We start from the raw sequence: 18005 nt of genomic DNA, 5'->3' as shown, positions 1-18005 counted from the left end.
TTCTTTTATCATACTTATGCTAATTTGTTTTGTCAAATAATCTTTTAAACTTTCAAAAACATCATGAAAAAGGTTCCAGAAATCTAGTTAATTGTAAAAACCTTTACTAAACTAGTTTAATTATCGGAAATTAAAAATTCTTTACAATATTACCAATGAACAGTTATACTAATAACTTCTAAACTTCTCATAACTTCTTAGAGTTGTTTGTCAGAAAATTAAATTTACGGGAGGTCTATTAAATGCAGCAAAAGAATTGGCTTTTAATGCTAGCATTCGGTCTATTACTTAGTTTATTAGTAGCTTGTAGCGGAGATAGTGAAGAAACTAAGGAGACTGAAGAATCATCTGATACATCATCAACAGAGGGACAGAAGGTACTTAACTTTACAAATCCTGTAACAATACCATCCATGGATCCTTCACTCGCAACAGACGAATCATCGTTTATCTATTTAGCCGCAACAACGGAAGGTCTTTACAGATTAGACGAAAATGCAAAACCTGTTGCTGGAATTGCAACTGATCACAAAGTAAGTGAAGATGGACTTACTTGGACCTTTAATTTGCGTGAAGACGCAGTTTGGGAAAATGGCGACCCGGTAACTGCTCATGATTTTGTTTACTCGTGGAGACGTGCAGTTAACCCGGATACAGGATCAGAATACGGTCCATACATGATGAATAGTGTAATTAAAAATGCAACTGCAGTAAGCACAGGGGAAGTTCCAGCTGAAAAACTTGGGGTTTCTGCAAAAGATGACCACACGTTTGTAGTAGAACTGGAAAATCCAACACCATATTTTGAATCACTAACTACTTTTGGCACATTTCTACCACTAAACCAGGAATTTGTTGAAAAACAAGGAGAGAACTTTGCAACAAGCTCTGATACATTATTGGCAAATGGACCATATACAATTGATAATTGGAAGAGTACAAGCAGTTCTTGGGATCTTGTTAAAAACAAAGATTACTGGGATGCTGATACCGTCCAAATGGACAAGATAACATTTGAAGTTATTAAAGATCCGCAAACAGCAGTAAGTCTTTACACTTCAGGTCAGGTAGACCGTGTGGATTTAACTGCCGACCTTGTTGATAAATATAAGTCACATGAAGACTATGTTGTTACACCTGATACATTTGTTTACTTCATAAAGTTTAATCAGGAATCTAACAAAGCTCTTGCAAATGAAAATATACGAAAAGCTATTAGCAAAGCTTTTAACAAGCAAGCTTTAGTTGACGAAATTCTTAACAATGGATCATTGGTTGCAAATGGTCTCGTACCAGCTAACTTTACTCCAATGCCTGAGACAGGAAAAGATTTCCGGGAAGTTAGTGGAGACCTTGTGACTTACGATAAAAAAGAAGCTTTGAAATACTGGAAAAAAGGGTTAAAAGAACTTGGAAAAGAAAATTTGGAACTTGAGTTATTAACAGGTGATGATGAAACCACCAAGACAATGGTTCAATATATTTCAAACCAACTTTCTAGAAACCTGCCAGGATTAAAGGTTAATTTAAAGCAAGTACCGAAAGAACAACGTCTTGATTTAGACACAAAAATGGATTATGAAATGCAAGTTTCCAGATGGGGCCCTGACTTCCTTGATCCATTTACGTTTATGAATCTATGGACAACAGATAGCGGAAATAACGCAATGGGCTATTCAAATCCTAAATATGATAAATTAGTGAAAGAAACGGCTACATCACTAGCCCAGGACAATGTAGCACGGTACAAAAACTTCTTAGAAGCTGAGAAAATTTTATTTGAAGATGCAGCTATTGCACCTATATTCCAAAGTTCCAGAGCACAATTGGTTTCGCCGAAAGTAGAAGGTGCCCATGTGAATCCATTTGGAGCAACTTATGAATATAAATGGGCAAATGTGAATAAATAATAATCTACGGGAAACACGGAAGAAATTTTGAAAAGCACGTATGTTTTCACAAGACAGTAAAGGAAGGCCCTGAATCACAGGGCCTTCCTTTTTATTCGTATGAAATTTTCATATCGCCAGGCTTAATCCATCCTTTTTTCCGAAAGTAAGCTGCTACCAATAAGCTGATAACAGCCGGCGCAATTATATGAAGGATTAACACAGCTCCAAAAATATCCCATGTGAAGCCCATCGTTTCAAACGTCATTATTTGTCCAACTAAACCACTGGTACCCATACCTGCTCCAAGTGAATTATTTTCCATCTCCAGCCAGACCGTGGCAAAAGGCGCTATAACAATAGCTGCTACTGTAGGTGGAATAATGAGCAGTGGTTTTTTTAATATATTAGCAACCTGTAACATAGAGGTCCCAATACCCTGGGCAAAAAATCCACCCAAACCATTATCTCGATAACTGATCACGGCAAATCCAATCATTTGAGCTGCACATCCAATTGTTGCTGCACCTGCTGCAAGCCCATCAAGTGAAAGCATCATGGCGATTGCAAGACTTGAAATCGGAGCAGTTAATGCCCAACCCATCAGCACTGCTACAAGGATTCCCATAATAAATGGTTGTTGAGCTGTCGACCAATTGATTACTTCACCAAACCAAGTCATGAATGTATTAATTGGCGGACCAATAAATGTCCCTGTTAAAAACCCTGCGAGAATCGTAACAAATGGAGTAACAATTATATCTACTCGCGTCTCTTTATATACCAGTTTACCAAACTCAGTTGCAAACAAAGCTGCAACATAACTCCCTACCGGGCCACCTAATTCTGCCCCAAAAGCTCCGGCAAATAATGCGGAAAGCAGGACCAATGGTGGTGCTTTTAACCCGTAGGCAATAGCTACTCCAATTGCACCACCCATGATTTTTGTTTCCATTGCATAGGCACCCATACTTTTAAGCGCTGTTTCAATATCATTAGGAAACCAGGCAAACTGCCCCAGCTGTTCTCCCGTCGTTTTGATGATTAAGCCAATTATTAAAGATGAAAATAATCCTAATGCCATATAGCTTAATGCTGTAACGACGTACTCTTTCCACGATAATGTAACTCCCTTACGTTTTAAAAACGCTTTCATTTATCTCCCTCCCCATTGTGATAAATTTCACAAACCTAACCTACATGTAATGCATTCATATAACTTTTTCTATTATCACGTGAATTAATTCACATGGCAAGTGTTTTTTAAATTTTTTTTTAACATTTTTACATTGCAATGTCAGGCATAGTTCGTTACAATTTAATTGATAACTGTTATCAATTAAATTGTCATATAAATGTTTTAGGGGGATATAAACATGGAACATGCAAAACAACTTACTAATCTCGCAAAACTTATCCGGGAACGCCGTTCAGTTAAAAACGGATATACAGATAGAACAGTAGAACAGGAGACAGTTTTAGAACTGCTTGATAGTGCTGTATGGGCACCTACACACGGGATGCGTCAGCCATGGCGGTTTATTTTTATTGGATCCGATCAAAAAGAAACGTTCGCAAAAAAGGTAGCTTCTACTTATCCAGAGGAAAAGCAGGAAAATCGTGAAGCTTACCTTAACGAACCTAATGCGTTTTTAATTGTTGTCATGGATGTACCTGACAACCAAAAACAATACGATGAAAACTTTGGCGCCACCGCTTCGATGATTCATAACTTCCAATTGCTTGCTTGGGAACAACAGCTTGGTGTTGTATGGAAAACCAATCCACACATTTATGACGAGAACGTGAAAAACATATTGGACGTATCAGAGAACGAAAAAATTGTTGGTTTTATACATTTAGGATATTTTGATGAGGCGCCAATTGCAAAACCAAGAAAATCAGTCGCAGATAAATTTTCGACTTTTAAAGGATAATTAAAGACTCTTTTCGTAAGTTTTGTTGCTTTTTGAACTTCGTAGTTGATAAAAACTGCGACGTGTGAAAATTCTTTTGACGCCGCGTTCTGGCAGAATACTTCGCTTTCCACGGGCACGGCCTCAGAAGCAAAGAACGCTTCTTCCGGGGTCTTCGGACTCGCGCTGTTCCCGTAGGAGTCTTCGTATTCTGCCTTCACTAAGAAAAGTGCGCATGACCCCTATGTTTGACTGGGACTCCTTCACCCTTGAGAAGAAAGCTATCTAAGCTGCGGAAAAATGCGAGACTCCGGTGGGAAAGGAACAGTCTGAAGACCCCGCAGTGAGCGGTTTTTGCTCCGAGGAGGCTGAAGCGTTCCCCACGGAAAGCGAGTGTTTTTCCGCAGCGCTGGATCAACACTAATCTAATCTAATAAAGAGTGGTAAAAACAAAATATGGCATTTACGTCGCAGTCTATAGATTTTACGACAAAAACAACAATCTTTTAGAAAACACCCTAATTAAAAGACACCAGCCTGCAATTCTGCTGGTGTCTTTTACATTTATTTATCATCTTTCATGCTCTGGGAATTGGCCGTAATCCAATAATACCCATCATCGCGCCCGCTGTATCAACAAATTTAGCGAGAACTTTTTTAACATAAACTCATCTGCTATGCTTCATCCCAAACTGCACTTTTTAACATTCCATCAAGCTCATGACGTTCGATTGCCAACTCAATCAACCGGTTAATTAGCTCAGGGTATGATACCCCACTGATTTCCCATAGTTTAGGGTACATACTAATTCTAGTGAATCCCGGCAAAGTGTTTACTTCATTAACATAGATCTCTCCGTTTTCCTTCAAAAAGAAGTCTACCCGCGCTAACCCTTCGCATTCTAGGGTTTGAAACACATCAATCGCAGCTGCTTGGATCTTTTCTACCATCGCATCAGGAAGATCTGCTGGAATAGCCAGCTTTGCACCACTTTCATCAATATACTTTGATTCATATGAGTAAAATTCCGTTTGCGGTAATATTTCACCCGGTATTGAGGCTTGTGGATCTACATTTCCAAGGACAGCGCACTCTACTTCGCGGCCGACAACACTTTCCTCGACAATAACCTTATGATCGTATTGGAATGCAACTCGGATTGCTTCATCAAATTCTTCCTTCGTCGAAACTTTACTTACCCCAACCGAGGAACCTTGATTTGCAGGTTTAATAAACATTGGAACATCTATTTGCTCCTTTACCTCGTCGAAGTTTATGTTGTTTTTCTTAGCCCGAGTGAACGCGAACCCTTTGGCAACATTAATCCCTGCTTCTTTCAGTAAGCGCTTTGCAATATCTTTATCCATACACACAGCCGAACCAAGAACACTGGTACCAACAAATGGCAAATTCGCTATCCGAAGCATTCCTTGCATACTACCATCTTCGCCCAAGGTTCCATGAACAATTGGGAAAACAACATCTAGTTGATCTATGCTCATTTCCTTTGATGCGTGTATTAGCTGATGGCTCGTTTCACCAGGTACAATAGCTATGTTTTCATTTGATTTATTTAATTGAATTAATTTAGGGTTTTCTTCATTTATTAAGTATGATGTTTGGTCATTAATATGCCACTTTCCTTGTTTATCGATCCCAACCAAAACGACCTCATATTTTGTTTTGTCAATTGCATCTACAATATTTTTGGCTGATTGCAAGGACACTTCATGTTCCGCAGATTTGCCACCAAAAATAATACCCACTTTAGTTTTTTTCATCATAAACGCCCTCTCTTCTCCAATAACCTTACTATTAAAATACCACAAAACGAGCTCTATTTAACAGAAGAATTATTATTATTAAAAAAACCACTTGACATTTGCTCCAACTTTCTTTAATATTAGTTTCAATAATTAAATCGTGCAAAGTGATGATGAAGAATAGTAATCAGGATGTTTCCTCTTTAGAGAGCTGGTGGGGCTGCGAACCAGTGTGGAACGCTTGATGAATGGCCTTTTGAACTTCCAAACTGAACCATACATCGTATGCAGTAGGATTTGGCGAACGTCTTATCGATAAAAAAGACAACTATTAAGTTTTAACTTGATAGCAAAGTGAGTTGAGTAAATCAGCTAACAAAGGTGGTACCACGGGGTCCTCGTCCTTTTCTGGATGGGGGCCTTTTTGTATTCTAATAATTATATATAACAAATTGATGAGTAAGAATAGTAAACATTTGCTGAAGCGTTACAGAGAGCCGGTGATGGTGTGATTCCGGCACGTGAATGTATGTTGAATGGCCTTATGAGATGTTTCTTGAAAATGAGTAGGGAAACACGGTGCTCCGCCGTTATACGGATAGGGTTTAACATGATGCTTGGCGCAAATTTTGTACCCGAAATGAGATGAAGGGATTCTGTATTCCTTTCAACTGAGGTGGCACCGCGATAATCGTCCTCTACAAACACATTTTCATCTGTGTTTGTAGAGGACTTTTTTTATTTTTTAAGCTGTTTATAAAAAATTGTTGTTTTTACACAAAGTCTGCAAACTGCGACATACCGCTAGATTGATTTCCGCTACGGAGAGTCAGATTAGATGAATGACCGTTTGTTAAGTACTACGCCAGTGAAGGAAATACACGAAGACTCCTGCGGGAGGAAAGGCATAGGTGAGACCCCACAGTGCGTAGCACGAGGAGGCTCACCAGCCTCCCGCGGAAAGCGTAGTGTATTTCCGCAGCGGTTAGTAACTTCACAGTTTGTATCAGCTGCGACGGTTAAAAAGCAACAAAATTTACGAACTACAAAGGAGAATCGGTTATGCAAACTAAAAATCAAACTACACTTCCATATAAACTTGTTAAACAAAATGCTGACATGTTAACACCCATCGGAATTTATACCAATCTAGAAGGAAAGAAAAAGTTCCTGTTAGAAAGTTCTTTTCCACATGAGAAAAAAGGGAAATTTTCATTTATTGGTGCAGATCCTTATTTAGAGCTTATTGGTGAGGATAATGTTACTACTGTTCTAAATCATAACAAAGGAACCGAAGAAAAAATAGATTCACCTGTCTTATCTGTTTTACAGAAACAGTTGCCTAAAATGGAAATTGACCTTCCACTTCCTTTTGCCGGGGGGGCAATCGGATACATTGGCTACGATGTCATTCGTTCTTATGAACAGATTGGAGCTGACTTAGAAGACACGATTGACATGCCTGAGGTACACCTCATGTTATACAAAAATGTTATTGCTTTTGATCACCGAAATGAAGCTGCTTACTTGATTGCGATGAATCCTGATGAACAATCAGAAAATGTATTGGATGAACGAATAGAAACGATGAAAAGAGCCTTAACATCAACGGTAACCATCCCTACCTATGATGAAAAGAATATGACCTTTCAACCTGAAATGGACAAAGAACAGTTTATGGAAAACGTAAAGGTTGCAAAACAGCATATTCAGCAAGGTGATGCTTTTCAGATTGTACTATCACAACGGATGAAAGCAACGATTAACGGAGATCCATTTTCTTTTTATCGAAAATTAAGGAAAGCTAACCCCTCTCCATATATGTTTTATATTGATTTTGAAAGCTATCAGGTTTTAGGTGCATCACCAGAAAGCCTCGTCCAAACGACCGGCAAACGAATTGTAACTAATCCTATTGCAGGAACACGACCTCGCGGAAAGACAGATGAAGAAGATGCAACACTAGTAAAAGATCTGCTTGCTGATGCGAAGGAAATTGCTGAACACCGGATGCTTGTTGATTTAAGCAGAAATGATATTGGTCGTGTTTCCGAAATAGACACCATCACGATTCCTACTTTTATGGAAGTAGAGAAGTATCAGCACGTCATGCACATCGTATCTGAGGTCCACGGCAAGCTTAGGGATAACTACTCAAGCATTGATGCTCTTATTGCATGTTTACCTGCTGGAACAGTTTCAGGCGCACCAAAGATCCGTGCCATGCAGATCATTAATGATTTAGAAGAAAGTAAACGCGGTGTCTATGCGGGTGGTATTGGTTATATCAACTTTAATCATGATATCAACATGGCATTGGCTATCCGTTCACTCGTAATTAAAGAAAACACTGCATACCTACAGGCTGGTGCTGGGATTGTCTATGACTCTATTCCGGAAAATGAGTACAATGAAACGCTTTACAAAGCTAAATCACTAATGGAGGTAAATAACCATGATTCTACTAATTGATAACTATGATTCCTTTACCTATAATGTCTACCACTATTTTTCAAGTGAAAATGCCGATGTTACGGTAGTTCGAAATGACGAGATTACGAGCATCGAAATTGCTGAACTAAACCCTGAAGCTATTGTTATCTCACCTGGTCCTGGAACACCGGAAACAGCGGGAAATTGTATCAATATTGTGAAGGAATTTTATAAACGTATACCCATTCTTGGTATTTGTTTAGGTCACCAGATTATTGCAGCTGCTTTAGGCAGTGAAATCAATCAGGCTAAAGTTATCAAACATGGTAAAACATCAATGATTACCCATAACGGGCTTGGATTGTTTAGTTATTTAACACAGCCATTAGAAGTAATGCGGTACCATTCTCTGGTTGTTGACAGGGTGACTCTTTCCGATGAATTAGAAGTCGTTGCAACATCCTTGGATGACAACGAAATTATGGGGGTTAAACACTATGATTATCCCGTATACGGGGTACAGTTTCATCCTGAATCAATTGGCACACTATCAGGCAAACAAGTAATTCAAAACTTTTTACAAGAAACTGGGATTAAGAGAGGAGCATTACTATGAAACGACAGCTTGAAAAATTGTTGAATCAACAAAATCTTACAGTGGATGAAATGAAACTAGCAATTGAGCATTGCTTTAAAACGGATATTACAGATACAGAGATTGCTTCACTTTTAACTGCTTTACGGTCAAAAGGAGAAACTGCTGATGAAATCACTGGAATTGTTGAAGTAATTCGTGCGGAGTCACAGTCAGTTCCTACATCCATTCCCTATGTAATGGATAACTGCGGAACTGGTGGCGATCAGTCACATAGTTTTAACATTAGTACGACTGCTGCGTTCGTCATTGCAGGTGCCGGTGTTACAATCGCAAAACACGGAAATCGGAGTATCTCCAGTAAAACAGGGAGTGCCGATGTGTTGGAACATTTGGGAATCTCTCTATCCTTACAACCTAAGCAGACGGAGGAAATCTTACGGGAAAATGGGATCTCGTTTTTGTTTGCACCCCATGTACATCCAAATTTAAAACGTTTTATGAAGGTTCGAATAGAGTTGGGTTTACCAACGATTTTTAATCTGATTGGCCCGCTAACAAATCCGGTTGATCTTGACTCGCAGCTCCTAGGAATTTACCGTCGTGACATGTTAGGGATGATGGCAGTGACATTGCAAAAACTTGGACGTCGTCGAGCATTAGTGGTGAATGGCGCGGGGTACATGGATGAAGCATCACTCGCAGGTGAAAACCACCTGGTACTACTGGAGAACGGCCAGTCTACTTCCTTTACACTCCATCCAGAAGAACTGGGTTTGCCTGTTTACGAAAATGATAAAATCCGTGGCGGTGACGCAAAAGACAATGCTGTTATTTTACAAAATGTCCTACAAGGAAAGCAGGGTCCTTACCGAGATACAGTACTACTAAATGCTGGACTCGGACTTTTTGCAAATGGAAAAGCATCTACAATTGAAAAAGGTGTTGAATTAGCTAAAGAAAGCATTGATTCAGGTGCTGCTCTTGAAAAACTGCGGCGATTAGTGGAATACAGCAAACAAATTCCCAGCGAGGTGATATAAGGTGACCATATTAGATAAAATAATTGCCCAAAAGGAAATAGAAGTTGAACAGCTTAAATTGGCTGAATTTAACGGTTCCAATGATTTTTTCAAAGAAGTAAAGCCGATTTTCTCTAGCAGGAATTACATGCAGATTATAGCAGAAATCAAGCGTTCCTCCCCATCAAAGGGAGCGATTGACATGGCAGTTGACCCAGTCAAACAGGCCAAAGAGTATGAAAGCTTAGGTGCTAGCGTCATCTCAGTTCTAACCGATAAAACATTTTTCAATGGATCTATGGACGATTTACGAGCAGTCCGAGGTGCTGTTGACCTTCCACTGCTCTGCAAGGATTTTATGATCGACAACGTTCAAATCAAACAGGCAAAACAGGCTGGCGCTAACATTATATTACTGATTGTTGCAGCACTGTCTGAAAACAAGCTGAGGGAGCTTTACAACTATGCAAAGGAAGAAGATTTAGAGGTGCTTTGTGAAGTGCATAATGAAGCTGAAATGGAAGTGGCAATTGAATTAGGTGCAACTTTAATTGGAATCAACAACCGGAACCTAAAAACATTTGAAGTTGATTTGAATGTTACGGAAAGACTTGCTTCAATGGTTAAGGATCAAGCTACCACCCTGATTAGTGAAAGTGGCATCAAATCCCGAATAGACGTGGAACGTACCGCACAGGCTGGAGCAAAAGGAATTCTAGTTGGTGAAACACTGATGAGATCGGATGATTTGGCCGCAACATTTTTCGACCTGCAAATACCACTTAAGGCTAAGGACGTGAATTTCAGTGCTCGTTAAAACATGCGGAATTATGAGTAGGGAAGCAGCTGAAGCGGCAGTCACGGCTGGAGCAGATTTTATCGGCTTTGTATTTGCACCAAGCAAACGATTTCTGACACCTGAACAAGCGACCGATATCGCCTCCATCGTTCCATTGTCCGTTAAAAAGGTCGGGGTTTTTGTAAATGAAACGATGGAAACAATAACATCTATTGCAGAAAAAGTAGGGCTTGATTATATTCAGCTTCACGGAGATGAACCAGCTGAATTTGCTGAGCAACTACCCTATCCAGTAATCAAAGCATTTCCAGCAACTGTGGAAAACTTTTCCAAAATAAAGGTTTATCCATGTGATTATTATTTAATTGATAGTCCATATGGTGCAAACCGTGGCGGAAATGGCACTGCATTTGACTGGACAATATTAAAGGAACTGAATCTAGATAGCGATAAACTGATTTTAGCTGGAGGACTGACCCCTAAAAATGTTCAACAAGCTATAAACTTAGCAAATCCAGTCGGTGTTGACGTTTCAAGTGGTATAGAAACAAACGGTAACAAGGACTTAAGCAAGATCAAAGAATTTATTTTACAAGCGAAAGGATGAGTAACATGACAACCTATTCAATGCCTGATAAAACTGGCCGTTACGGTAATTTTGGAGGAAGATTTGTTCCAGAACTATTAATGCCTGCTTTACTAGAATTAGAAACAGCTTTTGAAGATGCTATGCAGGATCCTAGTTTTGTAGAGGAAGTAAATTATTATCTGAAAGACTATGTAGGTCGCGAGACTCCTCTGTACCATGCTGAAAGATTAACCAAAATGCTTGGTGGTCCTGAAATATATTTAAAGCGTGAGGACCTTAACCATACTGGTGCACATAAAATTAACAATACTGTTGGTCAAGCTCTGCTGACACTGCGGATGGGCAAGAAAAAAGTCGTCGCTGAAACTGGTGCTGGACAACACGGAGTTGCGACGGCTACGGTTTGTGCACTTCTTGGATTAGAGTGTGTCGTGTTCATGGGAGAAGAAGATATTCGCAGACAAAAGTTAAATGTCTTTCGAATGGAACTGCTAGGTGCTCGAGTTGAAAGTGTTTCACAAGGAAGTGGCACGCTTAAAGATGCAGTAAATGAGGCTTTGCGCTATTGGGCAAGCAATGTTGAAGATACGCACTATATCATTGGGTCTGTAGTAGGCCCGCACCCATTTCCGAAAATTGTTCGTGACTTCCAGGCAGTAATTGGAAATGAAACGAAGCAACAAATGTTAGCAAAAACAAATAAATTACCAGATGCTGTGATTGCTTGCGTTGGTGGAGGCAGTAACGCAATGGGAATGTTTTATCCATTTATCGAGGATACAGATGTAGCACTATATGGCGTTGAAGCCGGTGGATCAGGTGTAGAAACCAATAAACACGCTGCCACACTGACAGCCGGAAACGTAGGCGTATTGCATGGAACGATATCACATTTACTGCAGGATGAACATGGACAAATTCAGGAAGCTCATTCTATCTCGGCAGGCCTTGATTATCCTGGAGTCGGCCCAGAGCACAGTCACATGCACGAGACATCTCGTGTGACATACACATCGATTACAGATGAAGAAGCATTAGAGGCATTTCAATTGTTATCCAAAAAAGAAGGTATTATCCCAGCACTTGAAAGCGCACATGCCATCGCATTTGCCTTGAAACATGCAAAAGAAATGACCAAGGATCAGACACTGGTTATTTGCCTATCCGGTCGTGGGGATAAAGACGTTGAACAAGTAAAAGCAGCATTGGAGGGAAATGACAATGGGTAAATCACGGATTAATCAAGCCTTTCAGAAAAAACTTGAGAAGAATGAAAAACTTTTCATCCCTTATATTATGGCCGGAGATGGTGGTTTAGAGAATTTGGATGAGCGAATTGAATTCCTCCAATCCTGTGGTGCGAGCGCAGTTGAATTGGGAATTCCCTTTTCCGATCCTGTTGCAGATGGCCCTACAATACAGGGTGCAGGACTGCGGGCACTTGCCAAAGGAACAACCTTGTTCGGTGTGCTTGAAACCTTGAAAAATAGTAAAGAAAACAGGAATATACCTATTATTTTAATGACATATTTTAATCCCATTTATACGTATGGAGTTGAAAAATTTACTACTGATTGCGCTGCGTCTGGGGTAGATGGCATAATCATTCCCGATCTGCCGCTTGAAGAGGAGTCATTGATAGCTGGAAGCTTACAGGAAAACTCCATTGCTTTTGTAAGGCTTGCTGCATTAACTAGTGGTGAATCACGTCTAGCCGAAATCGCAAAACGATCAGAAGGCTTCCTCTACGCTGTATCCGTCACTGGAACAACTGGCGCAAAGGCTACACATAGCGCGAATGTTAAAGGCTTTTTACAAGGTTTAAAAGAAATTGCTAACGTTCCCGTATTGGCAGGATTCGGCGTGTCCAATTCAGATCAGGCAAAGGAACTAGGCGGAAATTGTGACGGTGTTATTGTGGGTAGTAAGATTGTCGATTTGTTTCATGAAGGTAAACGGGACGAAATTAAAGAGTTAATTAAAAGCAGTTTATAGAAAGAAATTGCATCTGTTTACCATATTGGTGGGCAGATGCTTTTTTGGTTTATTTTGCGTTGTTTGGGGGTGGGTGGCGCAGCGGACTTTTTCGAGCACTGACATGCGGAAATCGAGCACTGATTTTGAATATCGAGCACTGATCAGTCACAATCGAGCACCAAATTGTTGGTGCTCGATTTCTTGAGTCGGTGCTCGATAATTCAAGTTGGTGCTCGCTTTTATTGGATCTGCGCTCGATTTTGGACACAGAGCGCTCGATTTTTTTAGAAAACTCAGCTTACCGCCAAGCTTTAATGGCGAATTATACTGATATCGATTCTAATGAAAACAGTATTGGATTTTTATTTAAAAAACCGATTCATTTCTTTTTCCATGCAAACTTGTTCTACATCTACTGAAAAAGAGTGTTCTAACAATACGCCATATGTTAATTGACTTCCCTTTTTAGGCATATTCACCACAACACGTTTAATGTCTGCGGATAGATCATCAAAAACATAACCTATTAACAACTTCGTAATCTCATACGCATCATTATGATTTGGATCTGCTTCGCATTGGTATAAAACCGTTGCCTGATGATTAAAATCGTCATCAAAAACACGACGATAGTATGCATATCCTACCGGTTCAGCATTTTCACCAAAGACAATTACTGCTTCCCCATTACTCATACTCTTCCAGTGTGTTTGCCATGTATAATCAGCTTTATAAAAAGGCAATTGCCCTGTTTCCTGTGGGATTGTTTTTTTAATAGAATATTTTTTAGTAGTTACTTCGGACTCAATAGTTTGTGGACCATTTAATGAAAAGTTAGCTACTTCATCTTTTATGACATATCCCATATTTTTATACAACTTAATGGCATGTTCATTTTCCTTAATAGCTTCCAGAGTTGCTATCTCCACATTTTGCTCTTCATAGATTGATAGCAGATGGTCCATCATATGTTTGCCCACACCTTGATTACGGTAATCTTTGGCTACACCTGTCCCGCCATTCCATCCTACTTTTTTTCCATTGATGATTCTTATACCAGTTTTAATAATTCCAACTGGTTTGCTGCCATCAAATGCTACAATCGACAATTCTGGTGAAAACCCTTCTGTCACCATACGACTGACAAACCGTTCCAACGTCATTGATAAATCAACAAAATAACCTTCAAACCCCAGGTTCCAGGCTTTTAATACATCCTCTAATGGACATTCCGATAATCTTTTAATTGTAATCATGTCTCACCTCATAATAATTTGATAGATAATTTCCATTTGACACATGTGGCATTTAACGTAGAACAAACGTTAGCATTCACTTAATCAGCAGATTACAATGTCACTTAAACCATTGTTCGATTTGTCCTTTGCCTGCCTTCACTTCAATCTCAGCATAGGCCCCATTAATAAGCGTGACTTGTGGTGGAACATGCCCACAGTCGATGTCATAAACTATTGGGACATTCAGTTCGTTCTCCACATCCCTATAAACATCCAGTACATCATAATTTTCAACCGGGTCATTCGCGCTGCTTCTCCCAAACATAATACCAGAGCAATTTTTAAACCACCCTGCTAGTTTCATTTGAAATAGTGTCCTTCTTAAATCTGTTGTATTCAGCTCACAGTTTTCAAAGTACCATAGAATTGGCTCATTACTGATTGTTTCCTCTTGGAACTGTTGTATATCTCCATAAGGAGTACCAATCAAATGTCTAATTACATCTATGCACCCACCTAACAATCTACCTTTTATAAAAGCATATTCACCTGAAAGCGGCTTCCATTTCGTTTGCTCTGTTAAATGAAAGACTTCTGGCGAGGGATTATCATGATCCGATTTTCTTTGGAACTTTTTAGATGAATACTGCTTAATGGAATCCCCTTGTTTTGTTGATAAAACCTTCTCCCACTTGGCTGTTGTTTCATCTGAATACTCTCCGCGTAAATCAACGAAATTAGTACCATGAGCAGTTGCCATGCCTGTTTTTAATGTCGTTGCAAGCAGTAAGACACTCGTGTCAGAATACCCGAGTATCCACTTTTTTTGAAAGGAATTATATTCTAGTTTATCAATTATTTCAATAAGCAGTTCTCCTCCCCAAGGGGGAACTATAAAATCAATCGTTTTATCTTTCATCATACGATTAAATTCCTTTGCTCTTACTTCAGCTGATGCTGACTTTCCCCTAACCTGTGTCCAAACCGTCTCTCCGCACACTACTGGGTAGTCTTTTTCTTCACTACGCTTGCAAGCTTTTTTTAACATGTCATGCAACTCAGGTTCTAGCCCGGATGACGGCGCAGTAACTCCAACTGTACTTCCCTTTGTTAAAAATGGATAAGTAATCATGAGTACTACCTCCTAGATAATTTCACTAAGTATATCGCACACTCCTAGGAAAATACAGCTAGTTTTTTAAATTGCCTTTACTTTCGCTCTTCGCTTTATTAAGATAGACGTAGAAATTAAATATTAACACTAGGGGAGCAATTTACAGCTGAGAAGAACAATAGTGTTCTGACCCTTATACTCGAACTAAGGTAATACTAGCGTGAGGAAGTGTCGTTGACTGTACTGTGTATATTTTTAACCCAAGTATATACACAGAACCGAACAGACTGCACTCCAATAACAAAAGGAATGCAGTTTTTTTATTTGGGTAAAATAATTAGAGGTGCCAGGCACTTTTACCGGTTACTAGTAAAAGTGCCTGGCACCAAGAGGGGGTGTTTGTTTGAGTCATTCTGAAACTTGGGCTTTTATTGATACGGGTTATAGTAGTGCGTCGGTTAATATGGCGTTGGATGAGTTGTTGCTTGATTGGCATAGTGTGGGGGAAATTCCGCCTACTTTGCGATTTTACGGTTGGTCGAAACCTAGTCTTTCTGTGGGGCATTTTCAAAATACTGAACGTTCAATTGATTTTTCCAATGTGAAACGTCATGGTTGTGAATTTGTACGTCGCCTGACTGGTGGCAGTGCTGTGCTGCATGATGATGAGTTGACCTATAGTATTGTCGTTTCAGAAGACAGGGACTATATTCCGACATCCATCCAAGCGGCTTATTATGTTTTGTCAAAAGGAATCTTAGAAGGGTATAAGCAATTAGGAATCCATGCAGATTATGCTACACCTAAGAAAAGTACAGAACGAACGGATGTCTGCTTTGAAAAGCCTGCCTTCTATGAAATGGTCGTTGACGGCAAAAAGATTTCAGGAAATGCGCAAACACGGAAGCAAGGTGTTCTTCTGCAGCATGGATCTATTCCAATGAGTATTGATAAAAGTATGTTATTTGATTTATTTATTTTCCCAAACGAGAACATTCGAGCAATGAAGCGTAATGCTTTTTCTAAGAAAGCAATTACAATTAACGAAGTCACCATGAAGAACCATACATACGAGGACCTAAAGGAAGCATTTCTTAAAGGGTTTAAGACTGGACTTAACATGGACTTTGTTCCGCTTAAGCTTACAGAGAGTCAATGGGAAAAAGTTCACGATTTGGCCAGGACTAAATATTCTGTAGAAGAATGGAATTTATATCATCAAAGGAGTGTGTGACGGGTGGCAAAACAAGAAGAATACATACGTAAACCAGAATGGCTTAAAACGAAAATTAATACCAACAAATCCTACACTGGTCTAAAAAAATTAATGCGTGAGAAAAAATTAAATACCGTATGTGAGGAGGCGCGCTGTCCAAATATCCACGAATGCTGGAGTGAGAGAAAAACAGCTACCTTTATGATTCTAGGGGACACGTGTACAAGAGGCTGTCGCTTCTGCGCTGTGAAAACAGGCTTACCGAATGAACTTGACTGGGGCGAAGCTGAACGTGTGGCAGAAACAGTGGGAATCATGGGTCTAAAGCACACTGTAGTAACCGCTGTAGCCCGAGATGACTTGAAGGACGGCGGTGCAGCAGTTTTTGCGCAAACTGTCCGCGCAATACGTAAAGCAAATCCCGGTGGTACAATTGAAATCCTGCCGTCTGATATGAAGGGTGATTACGAGAGCCTGCATACATTGATGGACAGTGAACCTGATATCTTTAACCACAATATTGAAACAGTACGAAGATTGACAAAAAAAGTACGTGCTCGTGCTATGTATGACCGTTCCCTGGAGTTACTAAAACGGGTCAAAGAAATTGCACCTAAGACACCTACAAAATCCAGTATCATGGTTGGGCTAGGTGAAACGAAAGAGGAAATTATGGAAGCAATGGATGACCTTTTGGCACATAATGTAGATATAATGACCATTGGACAATATCTGCAGCCTACTAAAAAACATTTAAAGGTTGAAAAATACTACCATCCAGATGAATTTGCTGAGCTAAAGGAGATAGCACTAAAAAAAGGATTCCAGCATTGTGAATCCGGTCCACTCGTCAGATCTTCCTATCATGCAGATGAACAAGTCAGTCAAACATCAGCACAACGAAGAATTAAGTATATGAAGGAATATGAAGCAACTGAAAAGAAACAGGTAGACTTCACATTCTAACAAAGGCAGGTTTAATGTACTATTTACACATTAAATCAATCAAATTGCTCTTACAAAAGCACCAATTTCTATTAATAGAAATCGGTGCTTTGTTTATTTTCTATACGTTTATCTTGACTCTTTTGGCGGTTGACACGAGTCACATTTACGTTGGTTTTTATTTTTAAATTTCGTAAATGTTTTTTCAAAATTGTTACCACACTCACATTTAAACAGTAAATTTTGAGAAAAACCGTGATATTCTGTTGTTAGCAATTTACTTTTTGAATTTTTCTCAACAAATTCTTTAATTTTACTGATTGTCCATCGTTTATTCATTCTCTTACACCTCCATATTATATCGCTAGGCGGAGGCTTTTGCCATTAATGCATGGCGATAAGACACGTTTTCTAAGCATCCGTTCAATTTCCTGAGCAAAAACCGTAATTACCCTAAGTTCTTTATTATACCATGAGATAGCACACAATGCGTACTAGATTCATTTCA

At 39.4% G+C, this 18005-nt stretch carries 16 protein-coding genes, 1 riboswitch and 2 other annotated features; of the genes, 11 read left to right on the top strand and 5 right to left on the bottom strand.

Annotated elements, in window-relative coordinates:
• Nucleotides 1-242 precede the first annotated feature (242 nt).
• A complete protein-coding gene (locus ACOI1D_RS06265) occupies nucleotides 243-1910 on the top strand; it encodes a peptide ABC transporter substrate-binding protein (RefSeq protein ID WP_422500107.1) in 1668 nt (555 codons plus the stop codon).
• Nucleotides 1911-2001: 91 nt separating this feature from the next.
• Here ACOI1D_RS06265 and ACOI1D_RS06260 read toward each other — a convergent pair whose 3' ends face one another.
• Entirely contained in the window at nucleotides 2002-3045 is a 1044-nt protein-coding gene (locus tag ACOI1D_RS06260; protein ID WP_422500105.1) for a PTS transporter subunit IIC, read from the bottom strand.
• A 220-nt stretch (nucleotides 3046-3265) separates the two neighbouring features.
• Between ACOI1D_RS06260 and ACOI1D_RS06255 the strand changes: the two genes are divergently transcribed.
• Entirely contained in the window at nucleotides 3266-3826 is a 561-nt protein-coding gene (locus tag ACOI1D_RS06255) for a nitroreductase family protein (RefSeq protein ID WP_422500103.1), read from the top strand.
• Between the two features lie 654 nt (nucleotides 3827-4480).
• Here ACOI1D_RS06255 and ddlA read toward each other — a convergent pair.
• Complete coding sequence (ddlA, locus tag ACOI1D_RS06250) at nucleotides 4481-5587, bottom strand: D-alanine--D-alanine ligase (RefSeq protein ID WP_422500101.1); 1107 nt, start codon at nucleotides 5585-5587, stop codon at nucleotides 4481-4483.
• A 143-nt stretch (nucleotides 5588-5730) separates the two neighbouring features.
• Nucleotides 5731-5978, top strand: a binding site (T-box leader).
• Between the two features lie 37 nt (nucleotides 5979-6015).
• Nucleotides 6016-6271: a binding site (T-box leader), on the top strand.
• A 360-nt stretch (nucleotides 6272-6631) separates the two neighbouring features.
• On the opposite strand from ddlA, the gene trpE reads away from it, so the two are divergent.
• Genes trpE through trpA form a run of 7 tightly spaced genes read left to right on the top strand, consistent with a single transcriptional unit; the run spans nucleotide 6632 to nucleotide 13002 of the window.
• Complete coding sequence (gene trpE, locus ACOI1D_RS06245) at nucleotides 6632-8041, top strand: anthranilate synthase component I (protein ID WP_422500099.1); 1410 nt, start codon at nucleotides 6632-6634, stop codon at nucleotides 8039-8041.
• The gene (locus ACOI1D_RS06240; protein WP_422500097.1) at nucleotides 8025-8618 is read left to right on the top strand and encodes an aminodeoxychorismate/anthranilate synthase component II; all 594 of its coding nucleotides are present in this window, start codon (nucleotides 8025-8027) and stop codon (nucleotides 8616-8618) included. Before trpE ends, ACOI1D_RS06240 begins: the two co-directional genes overlap by 17 nt.
• Nucleotides 8615-9640: an anthranilate phosphoribosyltransferase gene (gene trpD, locus ACOI1D_RS06235; RefSeq protein ID WP_422500095.1), complete on the top strand. Its 1026-nt coding sequence runs from the start codon at nucleotides 8615-8617 to the stop codon at nucleotides 9638-9640. Before ACOI1D_RS06240 ends, trpD begins: the two co-directional genes overlap by 4 nt.
• Nucleotide 9641: 1 nt before the next feature.
• Nucleotides 9642-10436 carry an indole-3-glycerol phosphate synthase TrpC gene (gene trpC, locus ACOI1D_RS06230; RefSeq protein WP_422500093.1) on the top strand — a complete coding sequence of 265 codons (795 nt, stop codon included), beginning with the start codon at nucleotides 9642-9644 and terminating at the stop codon, nucleotides 10434-10436.
• On the top strand, nucleotides 10426-11025 hold the full coding sequence (locus tag ACOI1D_RS06225; protein WP_422500091.1) for a phosphoribosylanthranilate isomerase: 600 nt from the start codon (nucleotides 10426-10428) through the stop codon (nucleotides 11023-11025). The genes trpC and ACOI1D_RS06225 overlap by 11 nt, the downstream gene beginning before the upstream one ends.
• Nucleotides 11026-11030: 5 nt before the next feature.
• Nucleotides 11031-12236 carry a tryptophan synthase subunit beta gene (gene trpB, locus ACOI1D_RS06220; RefSeq protein WP_422500090.1) on the top strand — a complete coding sequence of 402 codons (1206 nt, stop codon included), beginning with the start codon at nucleotides 11031-11033 and terminating at the stop codon, nucleotides 12234-12236.
• Nucleotides 12229-13002, top strand: a complete 774-nt coding sequence (gene trpA / locus ACOI1D_RS06215; RefSeq protein ID WP_422500088.1) for a tryptophan synthase subunit alpha — start codon at nucleotides 12229-12231, stop codon at nucleotides 13000-13002. The genes trpB and trpA overlap by 8 nt, the downstream gene beginning before the upstream one ends.
• A 344-nt stretch (nucleotides 13003-13346) precedes the next feature.
• Here the strand turns inward: trpA and ACOI1D_RS06210 are convergent, their stop codons facing one another.
• The gene (locus ACOI1D_RS06210; RefSeq protein ID WP_422500086.1) at nucleotides 13347-14240 is read right to left on the bottom strand and encodes a GNAT family N-acetyltransferase; all 894 of its coding nucleotides are present in this window, start codon (nucleotides 14238-14240) and stop codon (nucleotides 13347-13349) included.
• 100 nt (nucleotides 14241-14340) lie between these two features.
• Entirely contained in the window at nucleotides 14341-15354 is a 1014-nt protein-coding gene (locus ACOI1D_RS06205) for a S66 family peptidase (RefSeq protein ID WP_422500085.1), read from the bottom strand.
• Nucleotides 15355-15475: 121 nt separating this feature from the next.
• A riboswitch (TPP riboswitch) is annotated at nucleotides 15476-15580 on the top strand.
• A 219-nt stretch (nucleotides 15581-15799) separates the two neighbouring features.
• On the opposite strand from ACOI1D_RS06205, the gene ACOI1D_RS06200 reads away from it, so the two are divergent.
• Nucleotides 15800-16570 (top strand): lipoate--protein ligase family protein, encoded by a 771-nt coding sequence (locus tag ACOI1D_RS06200; RefSeq protein WP_422500205.1) that lies wholly within the window; start codon nucleotides 15800-15802, stop codon nucleotides 16568-16570.
• Nucleotides 16571-16573: 3 nt separating this feature from the next.
• Nucleotides 16574-17518 (top strand): lipoyl synthase, encoded by a 945-nt coding sequence (gene lipA / locus ACOI1D_RS06195; RefSeq protein WP_422500084.1) that lies wholly within the window; start codon nucleotides 16574-16576, stop codon nucleotides 17516-17518.
• A gap of 108 nt (nucleotides 17519-17626) precedes the next feature.
• On the opposite strand, the gene ACOI1D_RS06190 is transcribed toward lipA, so the two are convergent.
• The gene (locus ACOI1D_RS06190; RefSeq protein ID WP_422500082.1) at nucleotides 17627-17836 is read right to left on the bottom strand and encodes a hypothetical protein; all 210 of its coding nucleotides are present in this window, start codon (nucleotides 17834-17836) and stop codon (nucleotides 17627-17629) included.
• Nucleotides 17837-18005 lie beyond the last annotated feature (169 nt).

The sequence above is a fragment of the Virgibacillus sp. DJP39 genome (assembly GCF_049310925.1).
In the GTDB taxonomy this organism is placed as follows: Bacteria; Bacillota; Bacilli; order Bacillales; family Amphibacillaceae; genus Virgibacillus_F.
This window is presented reverse-complemented; position numbering and strand designations above follow the sequence as displayed.